General features: G+C 73.1%; 17 protein-coding genes. 3 read left to right on the top strand and 14 right to left on the bottom strand.

Features of this window, described 5'->3' with window-relative positions:
• Positions 1-163: 163 nt before the first annotated feature.
• The 6 genes from ACIQV3_RS16170 to ACIQV3_RS16145 all read right to left on the bottom strand — a co-directional run bounded on the left by ACIQV3_RS16170 (position 164) and on the right by ACIQV3_RS16145 (position 5,445).
• The gene (locus ACIQV3_RS16170; protein ID WP_403713019.1) at positions 164-520 is read right to left on the bottom strand and encodes a cytidine deaminase; all 357 of its coding nucleotides are present in this window, start codon (positions 518-520) and stop codon (positions 164-166) included.
• Between the two features lie 221 nt (positions 521-741).
• A complete protein-coding gene (locus tag ACIQV3_RS16165) occupies positions 742-1,104 on the bottom strand; it encodes an MmcQ/YjbR family DNA-binding protein (RefSeq protein WP_403713018.1) in 363 nt (120 codons plus the stop codon).
• Entirely contained in the window at positions 1,101-2,408 is a 1,308-nt protein-coding gene (locus ACIQV3_RS16160) for a hemolysin family protein (protein WP_403713017.1), read from the bottom strand. The genes ACIQV3_RS16165 and ACIQV3_RS16160 overlap by 4 nt, the downstream gene beginning before the upstream one ends.
• Positions 2,405-2,902, bottom strand: coding sequence for an rRNA maturation RNase YbeY (gene ybeY, locus ACIQV3_RS16155; protein WP_403713015.1), 498 nt, complete (start codon positions 2,900-2,902; stop codon positions 2,405-2,407). The genes ACIQV3_RS16160 and ybeY overlap by 4 nt, the downstream gene beginning before the upstream one ends.
• Positions 2,903-2,915: 13 nt before the next feature.
• Positions 2,916-3,962 carry a PhoH family protein gene (locus tag ACIQV3_RS16150; RefSeq protein ID WP_403713014.1) on the bottom strand — a complete coding sequence of 349 codons (1,047 nt, stop codon included), beginning with the start codon at positions 3,960-3,962 and terminating at the stop codon, positions 2,916-2,918.
• Between the two features lie 382 nt (positions 3,963-4,344).
• Positions 4,345-5,445, bottom strand: a complete 1,101-nt coding sequence (locus tag ACIQV3_RS16145) for a carbohydrate kinase family protein (protein WP_403713156.1) — start codon at positions 5,443-5,445, stop codon at positions 4,345-4,347.
• Between the two features lie 264 nt (positions 5,446-5,709).
• Between ACIQV3_RS16145 and ACIQV3_RS16140 the strand changes: the two genes are divergently transcribed.
• Complete coding sequence (locus ACIQV3_RS16140; protein WP_403713013.1) at positions 5,710-7,155, top strand: MFS transporter; 1,446 nt, start codon at positions 5,710-5,712, stop codon at positions 7,153-7,155.
• Between the two features lie 325 nt (positions 7,156-7,480).
• Here the strand turns inward: ACIQV3_RS16140 and ACIQV3_RS16135 are convergent, their stop codons facing one another.
• The 6 genes from ACIQV3_RS16135 to hrcA all read right to left on the bottom strand — a co-directional run bounded on the left by ACIQV3_RS16135 (position 7,481) and on the right by hrcA (position 13,154).
• Positions 7,481-8,389, bottom strand: a complete 909-nt coding sequence (locus ACIQV3_RS16135) for a ribonuclease Z (protein ID WP_403713012.1) — start codon at positions 8,387-8,389, stop codon at positions 7,481-7,483.
• Positions 8,390-8,391: 2 nt separating this feature from the next.
• Positions 8,392-8,751, bottom strand: coding sequence for a histidine triad nucleotide-binding protein (locus ACIQV3_RS16130; RefSeq protein ID WP_403713011.1), 360 nt, complete (start codon positions 8,749-8,751; stop codon positions 8,392-8,394).
• A gap of 215 nt (positions 8,752-8,966) precedes the next feature.
• Positions 8,967-9,710 carry a 16S rRNA (uracil(1498)-N(3))-methyltransferase gene (locus ACIQV3_RS16125; protein WP_403713010.1) on the bottom strand — a complete coding sequence of 248 codons (744 nt, stop codon included), beginning with the start codon at positions 9,708-9,710 and terminating at the stop codon, positions 8,967-8,969.
• Positions 9,707-10,798, bottom strand: a complete 1,092-nt coding sequence (locus tag ACIQV3_RS16120) for a nitronate monooxygenase (protein WP_403713009.1) — start codon at positions 10,796-10,798, stop codon at positions 9,707-9,709. The genes ACIQV3_RS16125 and ACIQV3_RS16120 overlap by 4 nt, the downstream gene beginning before the upstream one ends.
• A gap of 202 nt (positions 10,799-11,000) precedes the next feature.
• Entirely contained in the window at positions 11,001-12,137 is a 1,137-nt protein-coding gene (gene dnaJ, locus ACIQV3_RS16115) for a molecular chaperone DnaJ (protein WP_250739430.1), read from the bottom strand.
• Entirely contained in the window at positions 12,138-13,154 is a 1,017-nt protein-coding gene (gene hrcA, locus ACIQV3_RS16110) for a heat-inducible transcriptional repressor HrcA (protein WP_403713008.1), read from the bottom strand.
• A 151-nt stretch (positions 13,155-13,305) separates the two neighbouring features.
• On the opposite strand from hrcA, the gene ACIQV3_RS16105 reads away from it, so the two are divergent.
• Together ACIQV3_RS16105 and ACIQV3_RS16100 are read left to right on the top strand one after the other, a co-directional pair.
• Positions 13,306-14,031, top strand: coding sequence for an MBL fold metallo-hydrolase (locus ACIQV3_RS16105; protein ID WP_403713007.1), 726 nt, complete (start codon positions 13,306-13,308; stop codon positions 14,029-14,031).
• Between the two features lie 28 nt (positions 14,032-14,059).
• Positions 14,060-14,878, top strand: coding sequence for a DUF3097 domain-containing protein (locus ACIQV3_RS16100; protein ID WP_403713006.1), 819 nt, complete (start codon positions 14,060-14,062; stop codon positions 14,876-14,878).
• 131 nt (positions 14,879-15,009) lie between these two features.
• Here ACIQV3_RS16100 and hemW read toward each other — a convergent pair whose 3' ends face one another.
• Together hemW and ACIQV3_RS16090 are read right to left on the bottom strand one after the other, a co-directional pair.
• Positions 15,010-16,242, bottom strand: coding sequence for a radical SAM family heme chaperone HemW (hemW, locus tag ACIQV3_RS16095; protein WP_403713005.1), 1,233 nt, complete (start codon positions 16,240-16,242; stop codon positions 15,010-15,012).
• A 129-nt stretch (positions 16,243-16,371) separates the two neighbouring features.
• Positions 16,372-18,264 carry an AMP-dependent synthetase/ligase gene (locus ACIQV3_RS16090; protein WP_403713004.1) on the bottom strand — a complete coding sequence of 631 codons (1,893 nt, stop codon included), beginning with the start codon at positions 18,262-18,264 and terminating at the stop codon, positions 16,372-16,374.
• Positions 18,265-18,491: the final 227 nt, after the last annotated feature.

Below are 18,491 nucleotides of genomic sequence, written 5' to 3'. Positions count from 1 at the left end.
CTCCGGCGGACGAGCCGGTACGGGCGGCGCAGGCCGCGGACGCGGCGGCCGTCTCGCGGCTGCCGGCCCCCGCCGGGTGGGCGGCCCGCTTCGGCCGCACCGAGACGGCGGAGTTCCTGCGCACCCGGGCCGCCGGGCCGGGCGGCGGCCCGGCGGCCTCGGCTCAGGCGCCGGCCGGGGTGCTCGACTTCAGGGTGCCGTCCGGGCCCGCCAGGAGGACCGGGGTGTCCGGGCCGCCGAGGTCGCGGACCGCCGCGCGGTCGGCGTCGGAGGGGGCCTCCGCGGCGCTGACGACGGCCGCCGCCTCCAGGGACTGGGCGCCGCTGGCCACGGCCATCGCGACGGCCGTCTGGAGCGCGCTCAGCTTCAGGGAGTCCAGCGCCACGGTTCCGGCGACGTACGTACGGCCGGTCTCGTCCCGGACCGCCGCCCCCTCGGGCACGCCGTTGCGGGCCCGGGCGCTGCGCGCCAACGTGATGATCTTGGTGTCTTCGGGGTCGATCCCGGTGCTGTCGGTCATAGCCCGAAGCATATGGAGCGCGTCTGCGGGGCCGCACGACGACCCCGCAGACGCGCTCTCCCCTCCACCCCCGGCGTCCCCCCGGGATCTTGGTGGCGCAGGGATAAAACTAAACGCTGCGTAAGCGGCGGCACGGCCCCGAAGGTCCCATGATCGATGACCTTGGACCCCTCCTGGATTCCGCTCCGGAGAACGCGGCGGGGGCTTGCCGACCGGGCCCCCTACGGCCGGTCGAGCCGCAGCCGCTCCGCCCTCGGCAGGCCCGCGACCACCAAGTCGTACGAGTCCTCGACCAGCTCCCGCACCAGCGCGTCGGGCAGGGCCCCCGGCCCGCCCGCGGTCACGGTGTTCCAGTGCCGCTTGTTCATGTGCCAGCCCGGCACGATCGCCTCGTGCTCCGCCCGCAGCGCCACCGCCTGCTCCGGGTCGCACTTGAGGTTGACCCTCAGCGGGTCGGCGTCCAGCGCGCTCAGCGCGAACACCTTCCCCAGCACCTTGAACACCGAGATCTCCGGGGTGAAGGGGAACTCCTCCACCGCCGCGTTGAACCCCAGGCAGAAGTCACGCAGCTCCGCCGGTGTCACTCCGTCTCCCCGCCCTGCTCCTCCACCGGAGCCACCGGCTCCACCAGCACGGTCACGATCTTGTTCCGCCGTCCCGCCGGGGACTCCGCCGTCAGCCTCAGCGGCCGCCCGTCGGGCAGGTCCACCACCGCCGAGGCGCCGGCGATCGGAACCCGGCCCAGTGCCTTGGCGAGCAGCCCGCCGACCGTCTCCACGTCCTCGTCGTCGAAGGAGTCGACCTTGAACAGTTCACCGAGATCCGTGATGTCGAGGCGCGCGGTGACCCGGTAGCGGTCCCCGCCCAGCTCCTCCACCGGCGGGAGTTCCCGGTCGTACTCGTCGGTGATCTCGCCGACGATCTCTTCCAGGATGTCCTCGATGGTGACGATGCCGGCGGTGCCGCCGTACTCGTCGATGACGACCGCCACGTGGTTGCGCACCGACTGCATCTCGCGCAGCAGGTCGCCCGCGTTCTTGGTGTCCGGCACGAACACCGCGGGCCTTATCGCGGTGGAGACGAGGTCGCTCTCCGCGTCCCGGCTGATGTGCGTCTTGCGGACCAGGTCCTTCAGGTACACGATGCCGACGATGTCGTCCTCGTTCTCCCCGGTCACCGGGATCCGCGAGAAGCCGGACCGCAGCGCGAGCGTGGTCGCCTGACGGACCGTCTTGTACCGCTCGATGCAGACCAGGTCGGTGCGCGGCACCATGACCTCGCGCACGAGGGTGTCGCCCAGCTCGAAGACCTGGTGCACCATGCGGCGCTCGTCGTCCTCGATCAGCGATTCCTTCTCCGCGAGGTCGACCATCGCGCGCAGCTCCGCCTCGGAGGCGAAGGGCCCCTTGCGGAAGCCCTTCCCGGGGGTGAGCGCGTTGCCGAGGAGGATCAGCAGTTGCGGGATCGGCCCCATGATCCGGGCGAGCGGTACGAGGACGTAGGAGGCCGCCGTCGCCGTGTTCAGCGGGTGCTGGCGGCCGATGGTGCGCGGGGACACGCCGACCGCCACGTACGACACGAGCACCATCACACCGATGGCCACGAGCAGCGCGGTCCAGTTCTCCCCGAACTCGGCGAGGCAGACGTACGTGACGAGCACGCCCGCCGCCATCTCGCAGGTGACCCGGACCAGCAGGGCGACATTGACGTAGCGGGTGGGGTCGCCCGCAACCTGCGCCAGCTTCGCGCTGCCGCGCCGGCCCTCCCGTACGGCCTGCTCGGCGCGGAAGGCCGAGATCCGGGCGATCCCGGACTCGGCGCACGCGGCGAACCAGGCCACCACGACCAGCAGGACGGCCCCGGTGATGAGCTGGAGATCACCGGTCATGAGACGGTCGGGGCGGGGGACGGGCCGGTCACGCCGTTCTCGTCGCGCCATCCGTCGACGATGGCCGCCTGGAGGCCGAACATCTCGGCCTTCTCGTCCGGCTCCTCGTGGTCGTACCCGAGCAGGTGCAGCACCCCGTGGACGGTCAGGAGCTGGAGCTCCTCGTCCATGGAGTGCCGCGTCGGCGCGTCCTCGCCCTGCTTCTTGGCGACCTCGGGGCAGAGCACGATGTCACCGAGGAGCCCCTGCGGGGGCTCCTCCTCGTCCTTCTTCGGCGGACGCAGCTCGTCCATCGGGAAGGACATGACGTCGGTGGGTCCGGGCAGGTCCATCCACTGGATGTGGAGCTGCTCCATCGCGTCCTCGTCGACGACGATGACGGAGAGCTCCGAGAGCGGGTGGATCCGCATCCGGGCGAGTGCGTAGCGGGCGATGTCGAGGATCGCCCGCTCGTCGACCTCGGTTCCGGACTCGTTGTTGACGTCGATCGACATGGTGCGCTGGTTTCTACTTCCGCTGGAAGCCGTTCCGCGACTGCTTCGCGTCCTGGCTGTCGTCGTACTTCTCGTACGCGTCGACGATACGGCCGACCAGCTTGTGCCGGACGACATCCTCGGACGTGAGCCGCGAGAAGGCGATGTCCGGCACCCCTTCGAGGATGTCCTGCACCTGCCGCAGACCGCTCTTGGCGCCACCCGGAAGGTCGACCTGGGTCACGTCACCGGTGACGACGATCTTCGAGTCGAACCCGAGCCGGGTCAGGAACATCTTCATCTGCTCGGGGGTGGTGTTCTGCGCCTCGTCGAGGACGACAAAAGCCTCATTAAGGGTCCTACCCCTCATGTAGGCCAGCGGCGCCACCTCGATCGTCCCCGCCGCCATCAGCCGCGGGATCGAGTCCGGGTCGATCATGTCGTGCAGGGCGTCGTAGAGCGGCCTCAGGTACGGGTCGATCTTGTCGAAGAGGGTGCCGGGGAGGAAGCCGAGGCGCTCGCCCGCCTCCACCGCAGGGCGGGTCAGGATGATCCGGCTGACCTGCTTGGACTGCAGGGCCTGGACCGCCTTGGCCATGGCGAGGTAGGTCTTGCCGGTACCGGCGGGGCCGATGCCGAAGACGATCGTGTGCTTGTCGATCGCGTCGACGTACCGCTTCTGGTTCAGGGTCTTGGGGCGGATGGTGCGGCCGCGGCTGGAGAGGATGTTCTGGGTGAGCACCTCGGCGGGCGTCTCGTCCGGGCCCCCGCCGTTGCCGCTCGACTTGAGCATGGCGATCGAGCGTTCCACGGCGTCCTCCGTCATCGGCTGCCCGGTGCGGAGCACCAGCATCATCTCGTCGAACAGGCGCTGGATCAGGGCGACTTCCGCCGTCGAGCCGATCGCGCTGACCTGATTGCCCCGAACATGGATGTCGGCCTTCGGGAAGGCCTTCTCGATCACGCGCAACAGGGCGTCGCCCGAGCCGAGGACGGACACCATCGGGTGGGTGGCCGGTACGGAGAAGTGGGCTCGCGCCTGCCCCGGCGCGGGGGTCTTTGCTGTCGGTGTCTGAGTCATGGGCCGGCACTGTGGCCTGCGCATACCTCCCACTGAGGGGCCGCGCCGATCGACGGCCACCGGACTTCCAAGCCTACGTCGCCGCCGCGGCATACCCGAGGGGTTTTACGGGGTCGCGTACGGGACCCCGCACGGGACCCGCCCGGGACGGCGTACGGGACGGCGTACGGGACGGCCCCAACCAGCCCCTCCGGCGCTTGAGGAGCGGGGGTCCGGGGGCCGGCTCCCGGGAACGGCGCCGCACCCGGCCGAACCGCCGGGGCCAGACCGCCCAAGGCAGGGGCGAGGGCGCCCGGAGCGCGGGCCTCCGGGAGCACCGGGCTTCCGGGGTCGGGGGCGCGGCCCTGCACGCCCCGTCCCCCGTTCCCCCGGCCGGCCAGGCCTACACCGAGTGCCGGAAGCCGATCGTCGGGACCGCCCTGCGCCGGCTGGCGGGCTCCGCGGCCCGCGGGACGAGGTCGTCCAGGAAGCCGTACCGCCCCCGCAGGGCCTCCGGGGCGGTGCGCCACCAGTGGGCCACCTCCGGCCAGCCGGGGGCCGACAGGGAGCCGCCGAACTCCTGCACCGACAGCGCGGCCGTCAGACCCGCGAAGGCGAGCCGGTCCGCGAGGGGCCACTCGGCGAGGGTGCCGGTGAGGAACCCCGCCACGTACACATCGCCCGCCCCGGTCGGATCCAGCGCGTCGACCGCGATCGCGGGGACCTCGGCAGTCTCCCCGGTCCGCCCGTCCACCGCGTACGAACCCTCGGAGCCCATCGTCACCACCGCGATCGGCACCTTCTCGGCCAGCGCCCGGGCCGCCGCGCGCGGGCAGTCGGTGCGCGTGTAGGCCATCGCCTCCCCCGCGTTGGGCAGGAAGGCCTCGCAGTGCTCCAGGTCGGCCAGCGCCCCCAGGTCCCACCGCCCGCTGTCGTCCCAGCCGACGTCGGCGAAGACCCGGGCCCCGCGCCGGGCCGCCTCGGCGACCCAGGCCACGCCGCCGCCCGGGCCGAGCGAGGCCACGGCCGCGCGGGCGCGGGGCGGGCACTGGGGGAACGGTCCGGGGCCCGCCGGGGGCGGGGCCTCGTGGCCGTGGGAGACCATCGTGCGCTCGCCCTCGTAGGCCATCGAGACGGTGACGGGGCTGTGCCAGCCGGGCACGGTCCGCGACATCGACAGGTCGATGCCCTCGCCCTGTTCGAGCGCGTCCCAGCAGTACTCCCCGTAGTGGTCGTCCCCGAAGGCGGCGGCCAGGGAGGTGCGCAGGCCGAGCCGGGCGAGGGCGGTGGCCATGTTGGCGACGCCGCCGGGGCTGGAACCCATGCCGCGCGCCCAGGACTCCGTGCCGCGCACGGGGGCCGAGTCGAGGCCGGTGAAGATGATGTCGAGGAAGACCGTGCCGGTCAGGAAGACGTCGCAGCCGGGTTCATGGGGGTCGCGCAGCGGACCGAGCGGGTCCACGGCGGAGTCGAGGCTGTCCCGGCTGCTGCGACTGGTCACGATGTACTCCCCGTTCGGTCGGTGCGCGTTCTGAGCTTGGCGGTTCGTTTCTTCAGCGGTTGCTCCTTCAACGGGCTTCCCGATCGGACTTCCTGATGGGATTCAACCCACGACCGCCGCCGGGCCCTCCCTCCCGGGCCGACCCGGAATACAGTGTGACGCAGATCACCGCCCGAACGCCCTTCTCGCAGGATCGGGCATTTTGATAGATATGAGCCCCGCGGTCTTGCGGAATCTCACGCTCCACCCGCACATCCTGGAACACCCGTGCCCGACCGCACCCCCGCGCCGCCCGCCGCCTGGCCGCTCGTCGCGCTCTTCACCTCTGGTTACGTCGCCCCGTACCTGCTGCCGACCATCGTCGGCCGGCTCGACGCGCACCTCCCGCTGAGCCCCGCGCAGGCCGGACTGATCGGCTCGGTCCTGCTGCTCGGCTCGGCCGCCGCCGGATTCACCCTCGCCTCCCGCATCCCGCGCCTCGGGCCGCGCCCGCCGGCCCGGCTCGGGCTGCTGCTCGCCGTCCTCGGGTACGGCACGGCCGCCGCCACCGCGCAACTGCCCCTCGTCATCGCGGGCGCCGTCCTCGGCGGCTTCGGCTCGGGCACGGCCACCGCCGTGGCCGCCTCCGGGATCGCGGCGCAGCGCGACCCGCACCGGACCTCCGCGCTGGGGCTGCTGTCGGTGTCGGCCACGGCCGGGGCCCTGTACCTGATCCTGCCCCGGCTCGGCGGCGGGCACGGGCTGCCGTTCGCTGCGATCGCCCTGGTCGCGCTGGTGTGCTGGCCGGCGACGGGCCGTCTGCCCGGGGCCGACCGCACGGAGACCGCGGACGCCACGGCCCTCGCCTCCCCCACCGACCCCACCGACCGCACCGACCGCACCGACCGCACCGACCCGGCCGTACGGGCCTCCGGGCCGCTCCCGTACCCGCGCGCCGGGGTGGTGCTCGCCGGGGCCCTGATGCTGTGGTCGCTGGCCCAGAACGCCCTGTGGGGCGTCAGCGGCCGCATCGGGGCGCAGCAGGCGGGCCTGTCCGAGGTCACCCTCGGCATCGTCTTCGCGGCCGCGCTCGGCGCCGGGCTGCTCGGGGTCACCGGCGCCTCCCTGCTCGGGTCCCGGCTCGGGCGGGCGGTCCCGGTGGGCGTGGGCACCGTGGTCATCGCCTGCTGCGTGGTGCTCGCCTCGCAGGCACGGGACCTGGGCGCCTTCGCCGCCGGGGAGATCCTGTGGAACGCGGTCTACCCCGTCGTGCTCTCCTACGCCATCGGCCTCGCCGCCGCCCTCGACCCGCGCGGGCGCTGGGCCGTCCTGGTCGGTTCCGCGTCCTCGCTGGGCGTGGCCTGCGGACCCGTCACCGGGAGCCTGCTCGCCGAGGCGGCGGGATTCCCCGGCATGGGCCTGGTCCTCGGGCTCCTGCTGCTGGCGGTGGCCGGGCCGATGGCCGGAGTCGCCCTGCACGTCGGCGGCCGCCCGCTGACCCCGGGCTCGGTGCGCCGGCGCGGCGGGGCCCCGGCGGCCGTGCTCGCCGCCGGAGCCGGGACGCCGGCCGGATCGGTGCCGCGGGTCGGCGCACAGGAGCTGGAGGTCGTGGAACTCCCCCAGCTCCGCCCCCGCCCGCTGCGCCTGCCGCCGCTCCGGGTGCTGCTGCCCTCCCCCGCGGCGACCCGCCGCGGCCGCGAACGCCCCCGCAGGCGCATCCGCACCGGGGTCTAGGCCGCCGCCGGGGCTGCCGCCGGCCGGGTGGGCCCTGGCGGGGCCCCTACGGGGCAGCCCTGCGGGGCGAGGTCCCCCACCCGCCCTTCCACCGTTCCCCGGGCTCCGCCCGGACCCCTGCCACGTGCGGCGCCGTTCACGGGGGCGGAGCCCCAGGGGGTCCGGGGCGCAGCCCCGGGGAACGGGCGAAGGGCGGGTAGGGGACAGCCCCGCAGGGCCCCCTCCGCGCCCCAGGAGTCCCCGCAACGGGGTTGCCGGGACAAGGAGTCGGCGAGACCGGAAGGTCCCGCACAGGCGGGCCCCCGGTCCGCACCGGGAGCACCCGCTACCCGGCCCGCTTCGGCACGGGTACCCGTACGAGGTCCGCGGCGATCGTCAGCTCGCCCTCGAACCCGGCCGCGCGGGCCTGCCGTTCGAACTCCGACGGGTCGGTGTAGCGCTGCGAGAAGTGCGTCAGCACGAGGTGCCGCACGCCGCCGTCCCGGGCCACCCGGGCGGCCTGTCCGGCGGTGAGGTGCCCGTGGTCGGTGGCCAGTCGGACGTCCTCGTCGAGGAAGGTCGACTCGATGACCAGCATGTCGCAGCCCGCCGCGAGCTCCTCGACGCCCTCGCAGAGCCGGGTGTCCATGACGAAGGCGAACCGCTGTCCGGCGCGCGCCTCGCTGACCTCGTCGAGCGTGACTCCGCCGAGTCTGCCCTCGCGCTGGATCCGCCCCACGTCCGGCCCCTTGATGCCGTGGAGCGCGAGCAGTTCGGGCCGCATCCGGCGCCCGTCGGGCTCGGTGACCCGGTAGCCGAAGGACTCCACCGGGTGCGAGAGCCGTACGGCGTCCAGGGTGTACGCGTCCCCGCGCGCCAGGACCCCGTCCCCGGCCACCGGCTCCTCCGCGAGTTGGACCGTCTCGCGGTAGGCCGTGGCGTACCGCAGCCGGTCGAAGAACTTCTGCCCGGAGGCCGGGTAGTGGGCGGTGACGGGGTGCGGGACCCGGTCCAGGTTGATCCGCTGGATGACCCCGGCGAGACCGAGGCTGTGGTCACCGTGGAAGTGGGTGACGCAGATCCGGTTGATGTCGTGCGCGGCCACCCCGGCGCGGAGCATCTGGCGCTGGGTGCCCTCGCCGGGATCGAAGAGGATGCCCTCGCCGTCCCAGCGCAGCAGGTAGCCGTTGTGGTTGCGGTGGCGGGTGGGCACCTGGCTGGCGGTGCCCAGCACCACGAATTCTCGTGCCGACACGGTTATCCCGGGGGCCATTCGAAGCCACGGCCGCCGAGGACGTGGGCGTGGGCGTGGAAGACGACCTGGCCGGCGCCGGCGCCGGTGTTGAAGACGAGCCGGTAGCCGCGGTCGGCGAGCCCCTCGTCCGCCGCGACCCGGCCGGCCTCGGTCAGGACGTCGGCGGCGATCCCGGGCTCCGCGGCCGCGAGGGAGGCGGCGTCGGGGTAGTGCGCCTTCGGGATGACGAGGACGTGGGTGGGCGCCTGCGGGTTGATGTCGCGGAAGGCGACGGTCGTGTCCGTCTCCCGGACGACCGTGGCGGGGATGGTTCCCGCGACGATCTTACAGAACAGGCAGTCGGCCTGCGGTTCCCCGGCCATGTGCTGAGCCCTTCGTGACGGGTGATCGATTCCGGCATCGTATCCACCACCGCCCACCGCCCACCGCCCACCGGACCCGTCAGGGCCGCTGGCCCGTCAGGCCCAACAGGCCGTCACGACCAGCGGGCCGTCACGACCAACAGGCCGTCACGACCAGCGGGCCGTCACGACCAACAGGCCGTCACGACCAGCGGGCCGTCACGACCAACAGGCCGTCACGACCAGCGCCCCGTCCGCGCCAGCAGCACCGCCGCCGCTGCCGTGCCCGCCGTGGAGGTGCGCAGCACCGAGGGGCCCAGCCGGTACGGGTGCGCCCCGGCCGCGGCGAAGGCGGCGAGCTCGTCCGGGGAGACCCCGCCCTCGGGTCCGACGACCAGGACGACGGAGCCGGCGGCCGGCAGTTCCGCGGTGGCCAGCGCGCCCGAGGGTGCGTCCCGGTCCTCGTGCAGGACCACCGCGAGGTCGGCCTCCGCCAGCAGCGCCGCCACCTGCTTGGTCGACAGCGCCTCCGCGACCTCGGGGAAGCGGACCCGGCGGGACTGCTTGCCGGACTCCCGGGCGGTGGCCCGCCACTTCGCGAGGGATTTGGCGCCCCGGTCGCCGCGCCACTGGGTGATGCAGCGCGAGGCCTGCCAGGGCACGATCGCGTCGACGCCGGTCTCCGTCATGGTCTCGACGGCGACCTCGCCCCGGTCCCCCTTGGGCAGTGCCTGGACGACGGTGATCCGGACGGCCGGCTCCGGCTCCTCGAAGACCCCGGACACGGAGACGACGAGGCGGTCCTTGCCCTCGGCGGCCTTCACGACGGCCTCGGCCCAGCCGCCCCGGCCGTCGGTCAGCACGAGGGCCTCGCCGGGGGCCAGCCGCTTCACGGAAACCGCGTGGCGGCCCTCGGAACCGTCCAGGACGAACTCCGGCCCCGCGGGAACCTTTTCGACCACGAACACCGGGGCGGTCATGACGCACTCCTCATCTGCATTGCCTTCAACGCGTCCTGTGCCGCGCCGAGTTCCGCCGCGAGCACCTCCACCAGTTCCCCGGCCGGCAGGGCCCGCGCCAGCCGGTGCCCCTGGCCCGCCCACAGGGCCATGCCCTGCGGGTCCCCGGCCGCGGCGGCGGCCTTGCGCAGCGGCGCGGTCAGGTGGTGGACCTGCGGGTACGCGGCGGGGGCGTACGGGCCGTGCTCGCGCATGAACCGGTTGACCAGTCCGCGGGCCGGCCGCCCCGAGAAGGCCCGGGTCAGCTCCGTGCGGACGAACAGCGGGTCGGTCAGGGCCTTCTTGTGCAGCGGGTGCGCGCCGGACTCCGGGCAGGCCAGGAAGGCCGTGCCGAGCTGCGCGGCCTCCGCGCCCGCGGCGAGCAGCGCGGCGATCTGCGAGCCGCGCATCAGGCCGCCCGCCGCGATGATCGGCAGGGCCACGGCCTCGCGCACCTGCGCGACGAGCGCGAGCAGACCGACTCCGGCGGTGCCGTCGCCCTGCGGGTCGTCGCGGTGGGTGCCCTGGTGGCCGCCCGCCTCCACGCCCTGGACGCACACGGCGTCGGCGCCGGCCGCCTGGGCGGCTCGGGCCTCCTCGACGGAGGTGACGGTGGCGATCGTGTACGTACCGACCTTGCGCAGGCAGGTGAAGGCCGCGGGCGAGGGCAGGCCGAAGGTGAACGAGACCACGGGTACCGGGTCTTCGATGAGAATGGCCAGTTTGGCGTCGTAGCCGTCGTCGCTGGTGCCGATGATGTCCTCGTCGGCGAGGGAGATCTCGTACCAGGACGCCTCGCTGGCGAGGTGCCCGCGGTAGACCTCCAGGGCGGCCGGGTCCGCGTGGGAGGTCTGCGGCAGGAAGAGGTTGACGCCGAAGGGGCGGCGGGTGAGCGCGCGCAGCCGCTTGATCTCCTGGTACATGCCGTCGGCGGTCTTGTACCCGCCGGCGAGGAAGCCCAGCCCGCCCGCTTCGCACACGGCGGCCGCGAGCGGCGGGCAGGACGCGCCGCCCGCCATGGGCGCCTGCACGATCGGGTACGCGAAGAGACCGTTCGGTGCGGAGGACATGAGCTGCATCGTGCCATGTCCCGCTCACGGGACCGAATCACCGCATTCGCCTGGCATAGTCCCCTTCACCGGGGTGCCCGAATACCGCCGCCGCCCCGCCGCCGCGCAGGCCGCGAGCCCGGTCCGGGGCATCCCCGGACCGGGCTCGCAGGCGTTCTCGTACACCGCCGGGACGCCGCCCTTACGGTGCTCCGCGCGCGGCTCAGCGCCCGTTGAAGGCGTCCTTCAGGCGGCTGAACAGGCCTTGCTGACCCGGCGCGAACTGGCCCATCGGCCGCTCCTCGCCCCGCAGCTTGGCCAGCTGGCGCAGCAGGTCCTCCTGCGCCGGGTCCAGCTTGCCGGGGGTGGTGACCTCGACGTGCACGATCAGGTCGCCGCGCCCGCCACCGCGCAGGTGGGTGACGCCGCGCCCGTGCAGCGGGATCGCCTGCCCGGACCCGGTGCCGGGCCGGATGTCGATCTCCTCCAGGCCGTCCAGCGTCTCCAGCGGGCACTTGGTGCCCAGGGCCGCCGCGGTCATCGGGATGGTGACCGTGCAGTGCAGGTCGTCCCCGCGCCGCTGGAAGGTCGGGTGCGGCAGCTCGTGGATCTCCACGTACAGGTCGCCGGCGGGGCCGCCGCCGGGGCCGACCTCGCCCTCGCCCGCGAGCTGGATCCGGGTGCCGTTCTCGACGCCGGCCGGGATCTTGACGGTGAGGCTGCGGCGGGAGCGGACCCGGCCGTCGCCCGCGCACTCGGGGCACGGGGTCGGGACCACGGTGCCGAAGCCCTGGCACTGCGGGCAGGGGCGCGAGGTCATGACCTGGCCCAGGAAGGACCGGGTGACCTGCGAGACCTCACCGCGGCCGCGGCACATGTCGCAGGTCTGCGCCGAGGTGCCGGGGGCGGCGCCCTCACCGGAGCAGGTGGTGCAGACGACGGCCGTGTCGACCTGGATGTCCTTGGTCGTGCCGAAGGCGGCCTCGTCCAGTTCCAGGTCGAGGCGGATCATGGCGTCCTGGCCCCGGCGGGTCCGCGAGCGCGGTCCGCGCTGCGAGGACTGGCCGAAGAAGGCGTCCATGATGTCGGAGAAGTTGCCGAAGCCACCCGCTCCGAAGCCGCCGGCCCCGCCGCCGCCCGAGGAGGACAGGGGGTCTCCGCCGAGGTCGAAGACCTGCTTCTTCTGCGGGTCCGAGAGGACCTCGTAGGCGGCGTTGATCTCCTTGAAACGCTCTTGCGTCTTGGGATCGGGGTTCACATCCGGGTGCAGCTCGCGTGCGAGCCGCCGGAAGGCCTTCTTGATCTCGTCCTGCGATGCGTCGCGGCGCACGCCGAGAACGGCGTAGTAGTCCGTGGCCACTTACGACTCCGCCAGGATCTGTCCGACGTAACGTGCCACTGCGCGTACCGCTCCCATCGTTCCGGGGTAGTCCATGCGGGTCGGTCCGACCACGCCGAGTTTGGCGACTGCTTCGCCGCCCGAACCGTAGCCGACCGAGACGACGGACGTGGAGTTCAGTCCCTCGTAGGCGTTCTCATGCCCGATCTTTACGGCCATTCCCGACTCACTGGCCTCGCCCAGCAGCTTGAGGAGCACGACCTGCTCCTCCAGCGCTTCGAGCACCGGCCTGATCGTCAGGGGAAAATCGTGTCCGAAGCGGGTGAGGTTGGCGGTGCCGCCGATCATCAGCCGCTCCTCCGCCTCCTCGACCAGCGTTTCGAGGAGGGTGTCGAGGACGGCCTTCACCGTCACCCGGTCCTCGCTCTCGAAGGACTCCGGAAGGTCCTTCACCAGCGGCGGCACGTCCGTGAACCGGCGGCCGACGACACGGCTGTTGAGGCGCGCCCGCAGGTCCGCGAGCGAGGTGTCCGCGAAGGGGGTCTGGCAGTCGACGAGCCGCTGCTCGACCCGGCCGGTGTCCGTGATGAGGACCAGCATCAGGCGGGCCGGGGCCAGCGAGAGCAGTTCCACGTGCCGGACGGTGGACCGGGTGAGCGAGGGGTACTGGACGACGGCGACCTGCCGGGTCAGCTGCGCGAGCAGCCGCACGGTACGGCCGACGACGTCGTCGAGGTCGACCGCCCCGTCGAGGAAGTTCTGGATGGCCCGGCGCTCGGGCGTCGACAGCGGTTTGACCCCCGCCAGCTTGTCGACGAAGAGGCGGTAGCCCTTGTCGGTGGGGATCCGGCCGGCGCTGGTGTGGGGCTGCGCGATGTAGCCCTCGTCCTCCAGCACGGCCATGTCGTTGCGCACGGTCGCGGGCGAGACGCCGAGCCGGTGCCGCTCGGTGAGCGCCTTGGAGCCGACCGGCTCCTCCGTCCCGACGTAGTCCTGGACGATGGCGCGCAGCACTTCGAGTCTGCGTTCGCTGAGCATCGCGCACACCTCCATCGTTTCCGTCGTTCGCGGCTTCGGCAGGCTCTGCCTGCTGGCACTCCGGGCGTTCGAGTGCCAGAGATCCCCCGGTCAGTGTACGGCGGGGTGGTACACCCCTAGCAAGGGCGGCCCGCCAAGGTAGCGTCGCGGCATGGACGTGCGTTGGGAAGAGGCGGGCTGGGAACGGCTCACCGAACGGGCCGGCCGCAAGCGCCTGCCGGTGTGGGATTGCACCGTGGGACTGGTGGTGGGCGAGGATTCGGCCCTTCTGATCGACCCCGGGTCCTCCCTGCGGGAAGGCGCGCTGGTGCGCGCCGAGGCGGAGCGGCTGGCGGGGCGGCGCGTGACCCATCTCGCATTCACACACGGACATTTCGACCACGTGTTGGGCGGGGCGGCCTTCGCCGGGGCGGAGGTCTACGGCCCGGTCGGGCTGGACGCCCTGCTCTCCGCGAGCCGGGAGGAGCTGCGGGCCGACGCGGTCCGGCACGGCCTCGCGGAGACGGAGGCGGCCGAGGCGGCGGACCTGCTGGTGCTCCCCCGGCACCTGGTGTCGGGCGAGTGGAACCTCGACCTGGGCGGGGTACAGGTCCTCCTGGCGAACGTGGGCCCGGGGCACACCCGGCACGATCTGGCCGCCTTCGTCCCCGGCGAGCGCGAGGTGGTCTTCTGCGGCGACCTCGTCGAGGAGTCGGGGGAGCCGCAGGCGGGCCCGGACGCGGCGCCCCGGCAGTGGCCCGCCGCACTGGACCGGCTCCTCGCCCTGGGCGGGGACGACGCTCTGTACGTACCGGGTCACGGAGCGGTGGTCGAGGCGGCCTTCGTGCGTGCCCAACGCGACACACTGGCGGCGCGTTTCGGCGTGTCGGACTCGTGAGGGGACCCGCTCTCCTACCCTCGGCCGGATGCGCGAGTACTCCCCCGACCTAACCCCGCAGTGGAAGCGCCCCAAGCCCGTCCCCGAGGTGCCGGCCGATCCGGACCTGGTGGTCGAAGTGGCGGGTACGGACTTCTGCGGCGCGGTGGTGGCCTGCGAGGCGGGCACGGTGACCCTGGAGGACCGCTTCGGCAAGCGCCGCGCGTTCCCCCTCGAGCCCCGCGGCTTCCTCCTGGACGGCGCCGTGGTGACCCTGACCCGCCCGGCCCGGGGGCCGGCCGCCCCGGCCCGTACCGCCTCGGGCTCCCTCGCCGTGCCCGGAGCCCGGGCGCGGGTGGCCCGGGCGGGCCGGATCTACGTGGAGGGCCGCCACGACGCCGAACTCGTCGAACGGGTCTGGGGCGACGACCTGCGGATCGAGGGCGTCGTGGTGGAGTACCTGGAGGGCATCGACGACCTCCCCTCCGTCGTGGCCGACTTCGCCCCCGCGGCCGACGCCCGGCTGGGCATCCTGGTCGACCACCTGGTCCCGGGCTCCAAGGAGTCCCGCATCGCCGCCGCGGTGACCTCCCCGCACGTCCTGATCGTGGGCCACCCGTACGTGGACGTCTGGCAGGCGGTGAAGCCCTCCGCCCTCGGCATCCGCGCCTGGCCGGTCATCCCGCCCGGCCAGGACTGGAAGACGGGCATCTGCCGCGCCCTGGGCTGGCCGGAGAACACCGGGGCCACCTGGCAGCACATCCTGTCGCGCGTGACCTCGTACAAGGACCTGGAGCCGACCCTGCTGGGCGCGGTGGAGCACTTGATCGACCACGTGACGGCACCCTCCAGCCCCGCCGGCGTTTGAGGCGCGGGGGTCCGGGGGCTGGCCCCCGGCAACGGCGCCGCACGCGGCAAGGGGGGTCCGGGTGGAGCCCGGGGAACGGTGGAAGGGCGGGTCGGGGAAGGCCCCGCAGGGCTCCCCCACCCCGGACGGGGCTAGTCGACCAGGTCGCGGACCACCGCGTCGGCCAGAAGGCGTCCACGCAGCGTCAGAACGGCCCGCCCGGCCGCGTACGGGCCCGCTTCGAGGAGACCGTCGGCCAGGGCGCGCCGCGAGGCGGTGAGACCCGCCGGCGCGAGCAGCGACAGCGGCACCCCGTCCACGAGCCGCAGCTCCAGCAGGATCCGCTCCACCCGCCGGTCCTCCTCCGAGAGGAGCTCCCGCCCGGCCCCGGGCGACCGCCCCTCCGCCAGCGCCGCCGCATACGCGCCCGGGTGCTTCACGTTCCACCACCGCACCCCGCCCACGTGCGAGTGCGCTCCGGGTCCGGCCCCCCACCAGTCGGCCCCGCGCCAGTACAGCTCGTTGTGCAGGCACCGCCCGGCCTCGGAGGTGGCCCAGTTCGAGACCTCGTACCAGGAGTACCCCGCCTCGGCCATCACCGCGTCGAGGATCAGGTACCGGTCCGCGTGGACGTCGTCGTCCGTCATCGGGACCTCGCCACGGCGAATCCGCCGCGCCAGCTGGGTGCCCTCCTCCACGATCAGCGCATAGGCGCTGATGTGATCGGGCCCGGCCCCCAGGGCCGCCGACAGCGACGCCCGCCAGTCCTCGTCCGACTCCCCCGGCGTCCCGTAGATCAGGTCCAGGTTCACGTGCTCGAAGCCCGCCGCCCGCGCCTCCGCGACGCAGGCCTCGGGCCGGCCGGGGGTGTGCGTACGGTCCAGCACCTTCAGGACGTGCTGCTTCGCGCTCTGCATGCCGAAGGAGATCCGGTTGAAGCCGCCCGCGCGCAACTCGGCCAGGTACTCCGGGTTCACCGACTCCGGATTGGCCTCGGTGGTGACCTCTGCGTCCTCGGCCAGCCCGAATTCCTCGCGGATCGCCGCGAGCATCCGTACGAGGTCGCCGGCGGGCAGCAGCGTGGGCGTGCCGCCGCCCACGAACACGGTCCGGACGGCCCGGGGGTCGTCCCCGAGCACCTTCCGCGCCAGCCTGACCTCGTCGATCAGGGTGTCGGCGTAGTTCTCCCGGGAGGCGAGCACACCGCCGGTGCCCCGCAGCTCGGTGGCCGTGTAGGTGTTGAAGTCGCAGTACCCGCAGCGCGTGGCGCAGTACGGGACGTGCAGGTAGAACCCGAGCGGCCGCTCGCCCGCGCCCGCCAAGGCGTGGAGCGGCAGGGAGCCGTCTTCGGGCATGGGTTCACCGTCGGGCAGTGCGGAAGGCATGCGCCCATTGTCCCGCACTGCCCCAAGGTCGTTTACGGTCTCTCGGCGTGCCCCGAACCGCGGCCCGGACCGTGCCCGAACCGCGGCCCCGGACCGCGACCCGGACCGCACTCCGGACCGCGCCCGGCGCTACGCCTCCCGGGACCCCTCGTACATCTCCTCGATGAGGTGCTTGAACTCGCGCTCGACGACCGGCCGCTTCAGCTTGAGGCTCGGGGTGAGGTCCCCGTGCTCCACGTCCAGGTCGCGCGGCAGGAGGCGGAACTTCTTGACCGTCTGCCAGCGCTGGAGGCCCTCGTTGAGGGTCTGGACGTAGGTCTCGATGAGCCGGTTCGTCTCGGGCGCGGCCAGGACCTGGGAGTACGTCTTGCCCTCCAGGCCGCTCTCGGCGGCCCAGACCAGGATCGAGGGCTCGTCGAGGGCGATGAGGGCGGAGCAGAAGTTCCGGTCGGCGCCGTGGACGACGATGCTGGAGACGTAGGGGCAGAGCGCCTTGAACTGTCCCTCGATCTCCGCCGGGGCGACGTACTTGCCGCCCGATGTCTTGATCAGGTCCTTCTTGCGGTCGGTGATGCGCAGGTAGCCGTCCGCGGAGAGCTCGCCGATGTCGCCCGTGTGCAGCCAGCCGTCGGCTTCCAGCACCTCGGCGGTCTTCTCGGGCTGCCCGTGGTAGCCCTGCATGATGCCGGGGCCGCGCAGCAGCACTTCGCCGTCGTCGGCGATGCGGACCTCGGTGCCGGGGAGCGGCTTGCCGACGGTGCCGGTGCGGTAGGCCTCGCCCGGGTTGACGAAGGAGGCGGCGCTGGACTCGGTGAGCCCGTAGCCCTCCAGGATGTGGATGCCCGCGCCGGAGAAGAAGTAGCCGATGTCGGGGGCGAGGGCGGAGGCGCCGGAGACGGCGGCGCGCAGGTTGCCGCCGAAGGCCTCGCGGAGCTTGGAGAAGACGAGCTTGTCGGCGACCTTGTGCTTGGCGGCGAGGCCCAGGGGGGCGCTCGCCCGGCCGGTGCGGCGGAAGTTGTCCTGGGTGACCTTGGCGTACTCGCGGGCCACGCCGACGGACCACTGGAAGATCTTGTACTTGGCCCCGCCGCCGGCCCGGGCCTTGGCCGCGACCCCGTTGTACACCTTCTCGAAGATGCGCGGGACGGCCGCCATGTAGGTCGGCTGGACGATCGGCAGGTTCTCGATGATCTTGTCGATGCGGCCGTCGACGGCGGTCACGTGGCCGACCTCGATCTGGCCGGAGGTCAGCACCTTGCCGAAGACGTGCGCGAGCGGCAGCCAGAGGTACTGGACGTCGTCCTTGGTGATCAGACCGGTGGCCACGGTGGCCTTGGCCATGTACGACCAGTTGTCGTGCGGCAGCCGCACGCCCTTGGGGCGGCCGGTGGTGCCCGAGGTGTAGATGAGGGTGGCGAGCTGGTCGGCGGTGATGGCCGCGATCCGCTCCTTGACCACCTCGGGGTGCTTGGCCAGGTACTCGCGGCCGCGCGCCTCCAGGTCGGCCAGCGAGAGCACCCAGCCCTCGGGGTCCCCGTCGGCCGCGACGGCGTCGGCGGCCTCCACGACCACGACGTGGGCCAGCTCGGGCAGGTCGGCGCGGCGCTCACGGGCCTTGGCCAGCTGCGCGCCGTCCTCGGCGATCAGGATCCGGCTCTCGGAGTCGGAGAGGATGTACGCCGACTCCTCCGCGTTCGTGGTCGGGTAGATGGTGGTCACGGCGCCGCCGGCGCACATCACGCCGAGGTCCGCGAGGATCCACTCGACCCGGGTGTTGGACGCCAGCGCGACGCGCTGCTCCGGCTGGATCCCGAGCTCCACGAGTCCGGCCGCGATGGCGAAAACCCGGTCGGCGGCCTGTCCCCAGCTGAGGGACTTCCAGTCGTCCGGGCCGCCCTTGCCGTCCGCGGCGGGGACCGGGTAGCGGTAGGCCTCGCCGTTCGGCGTGGCGGCGACACGCTCCAGGAAGAGGGTCGCCACGGTGGGCGGGCGGTTCTCGATCAAGGTCTGTGTGTCGCTCACGGACATCCTCCGGACCACGCGGCAGGGCATGTACAGGGCTTGTAACTGGCGAGTAACCAACGAGCAGTGATCAGACTAGGGGCCCTCCGCCTGGCGCGTAAGGGCCCCTGGGCCGCCGATTCATAACGAAGCGGGCCCCCGCGACCCCGCGACCCCGCGTTCCGCTCCGCGGCCGGATACGGAGCAGGCCCCCGCGCCGGAGCACGGGGGCCTGCTTCGCATCCGCT

Source organism: Streptomyces sp. NPDC099050 (genome assembly GCF_044759865.1).
Taxonomy (GTDB): domain Bacteria; phylum Actinomycetota; class Actinomycetes; order Streptomycetales; family Streptomycetaceae; genus Streptomyces.
The sequence above is the reverse complement of the archived record's forward strand: the minus strand, read 5'-3'. Positions and strand labels throughout refer to the sequence as shown.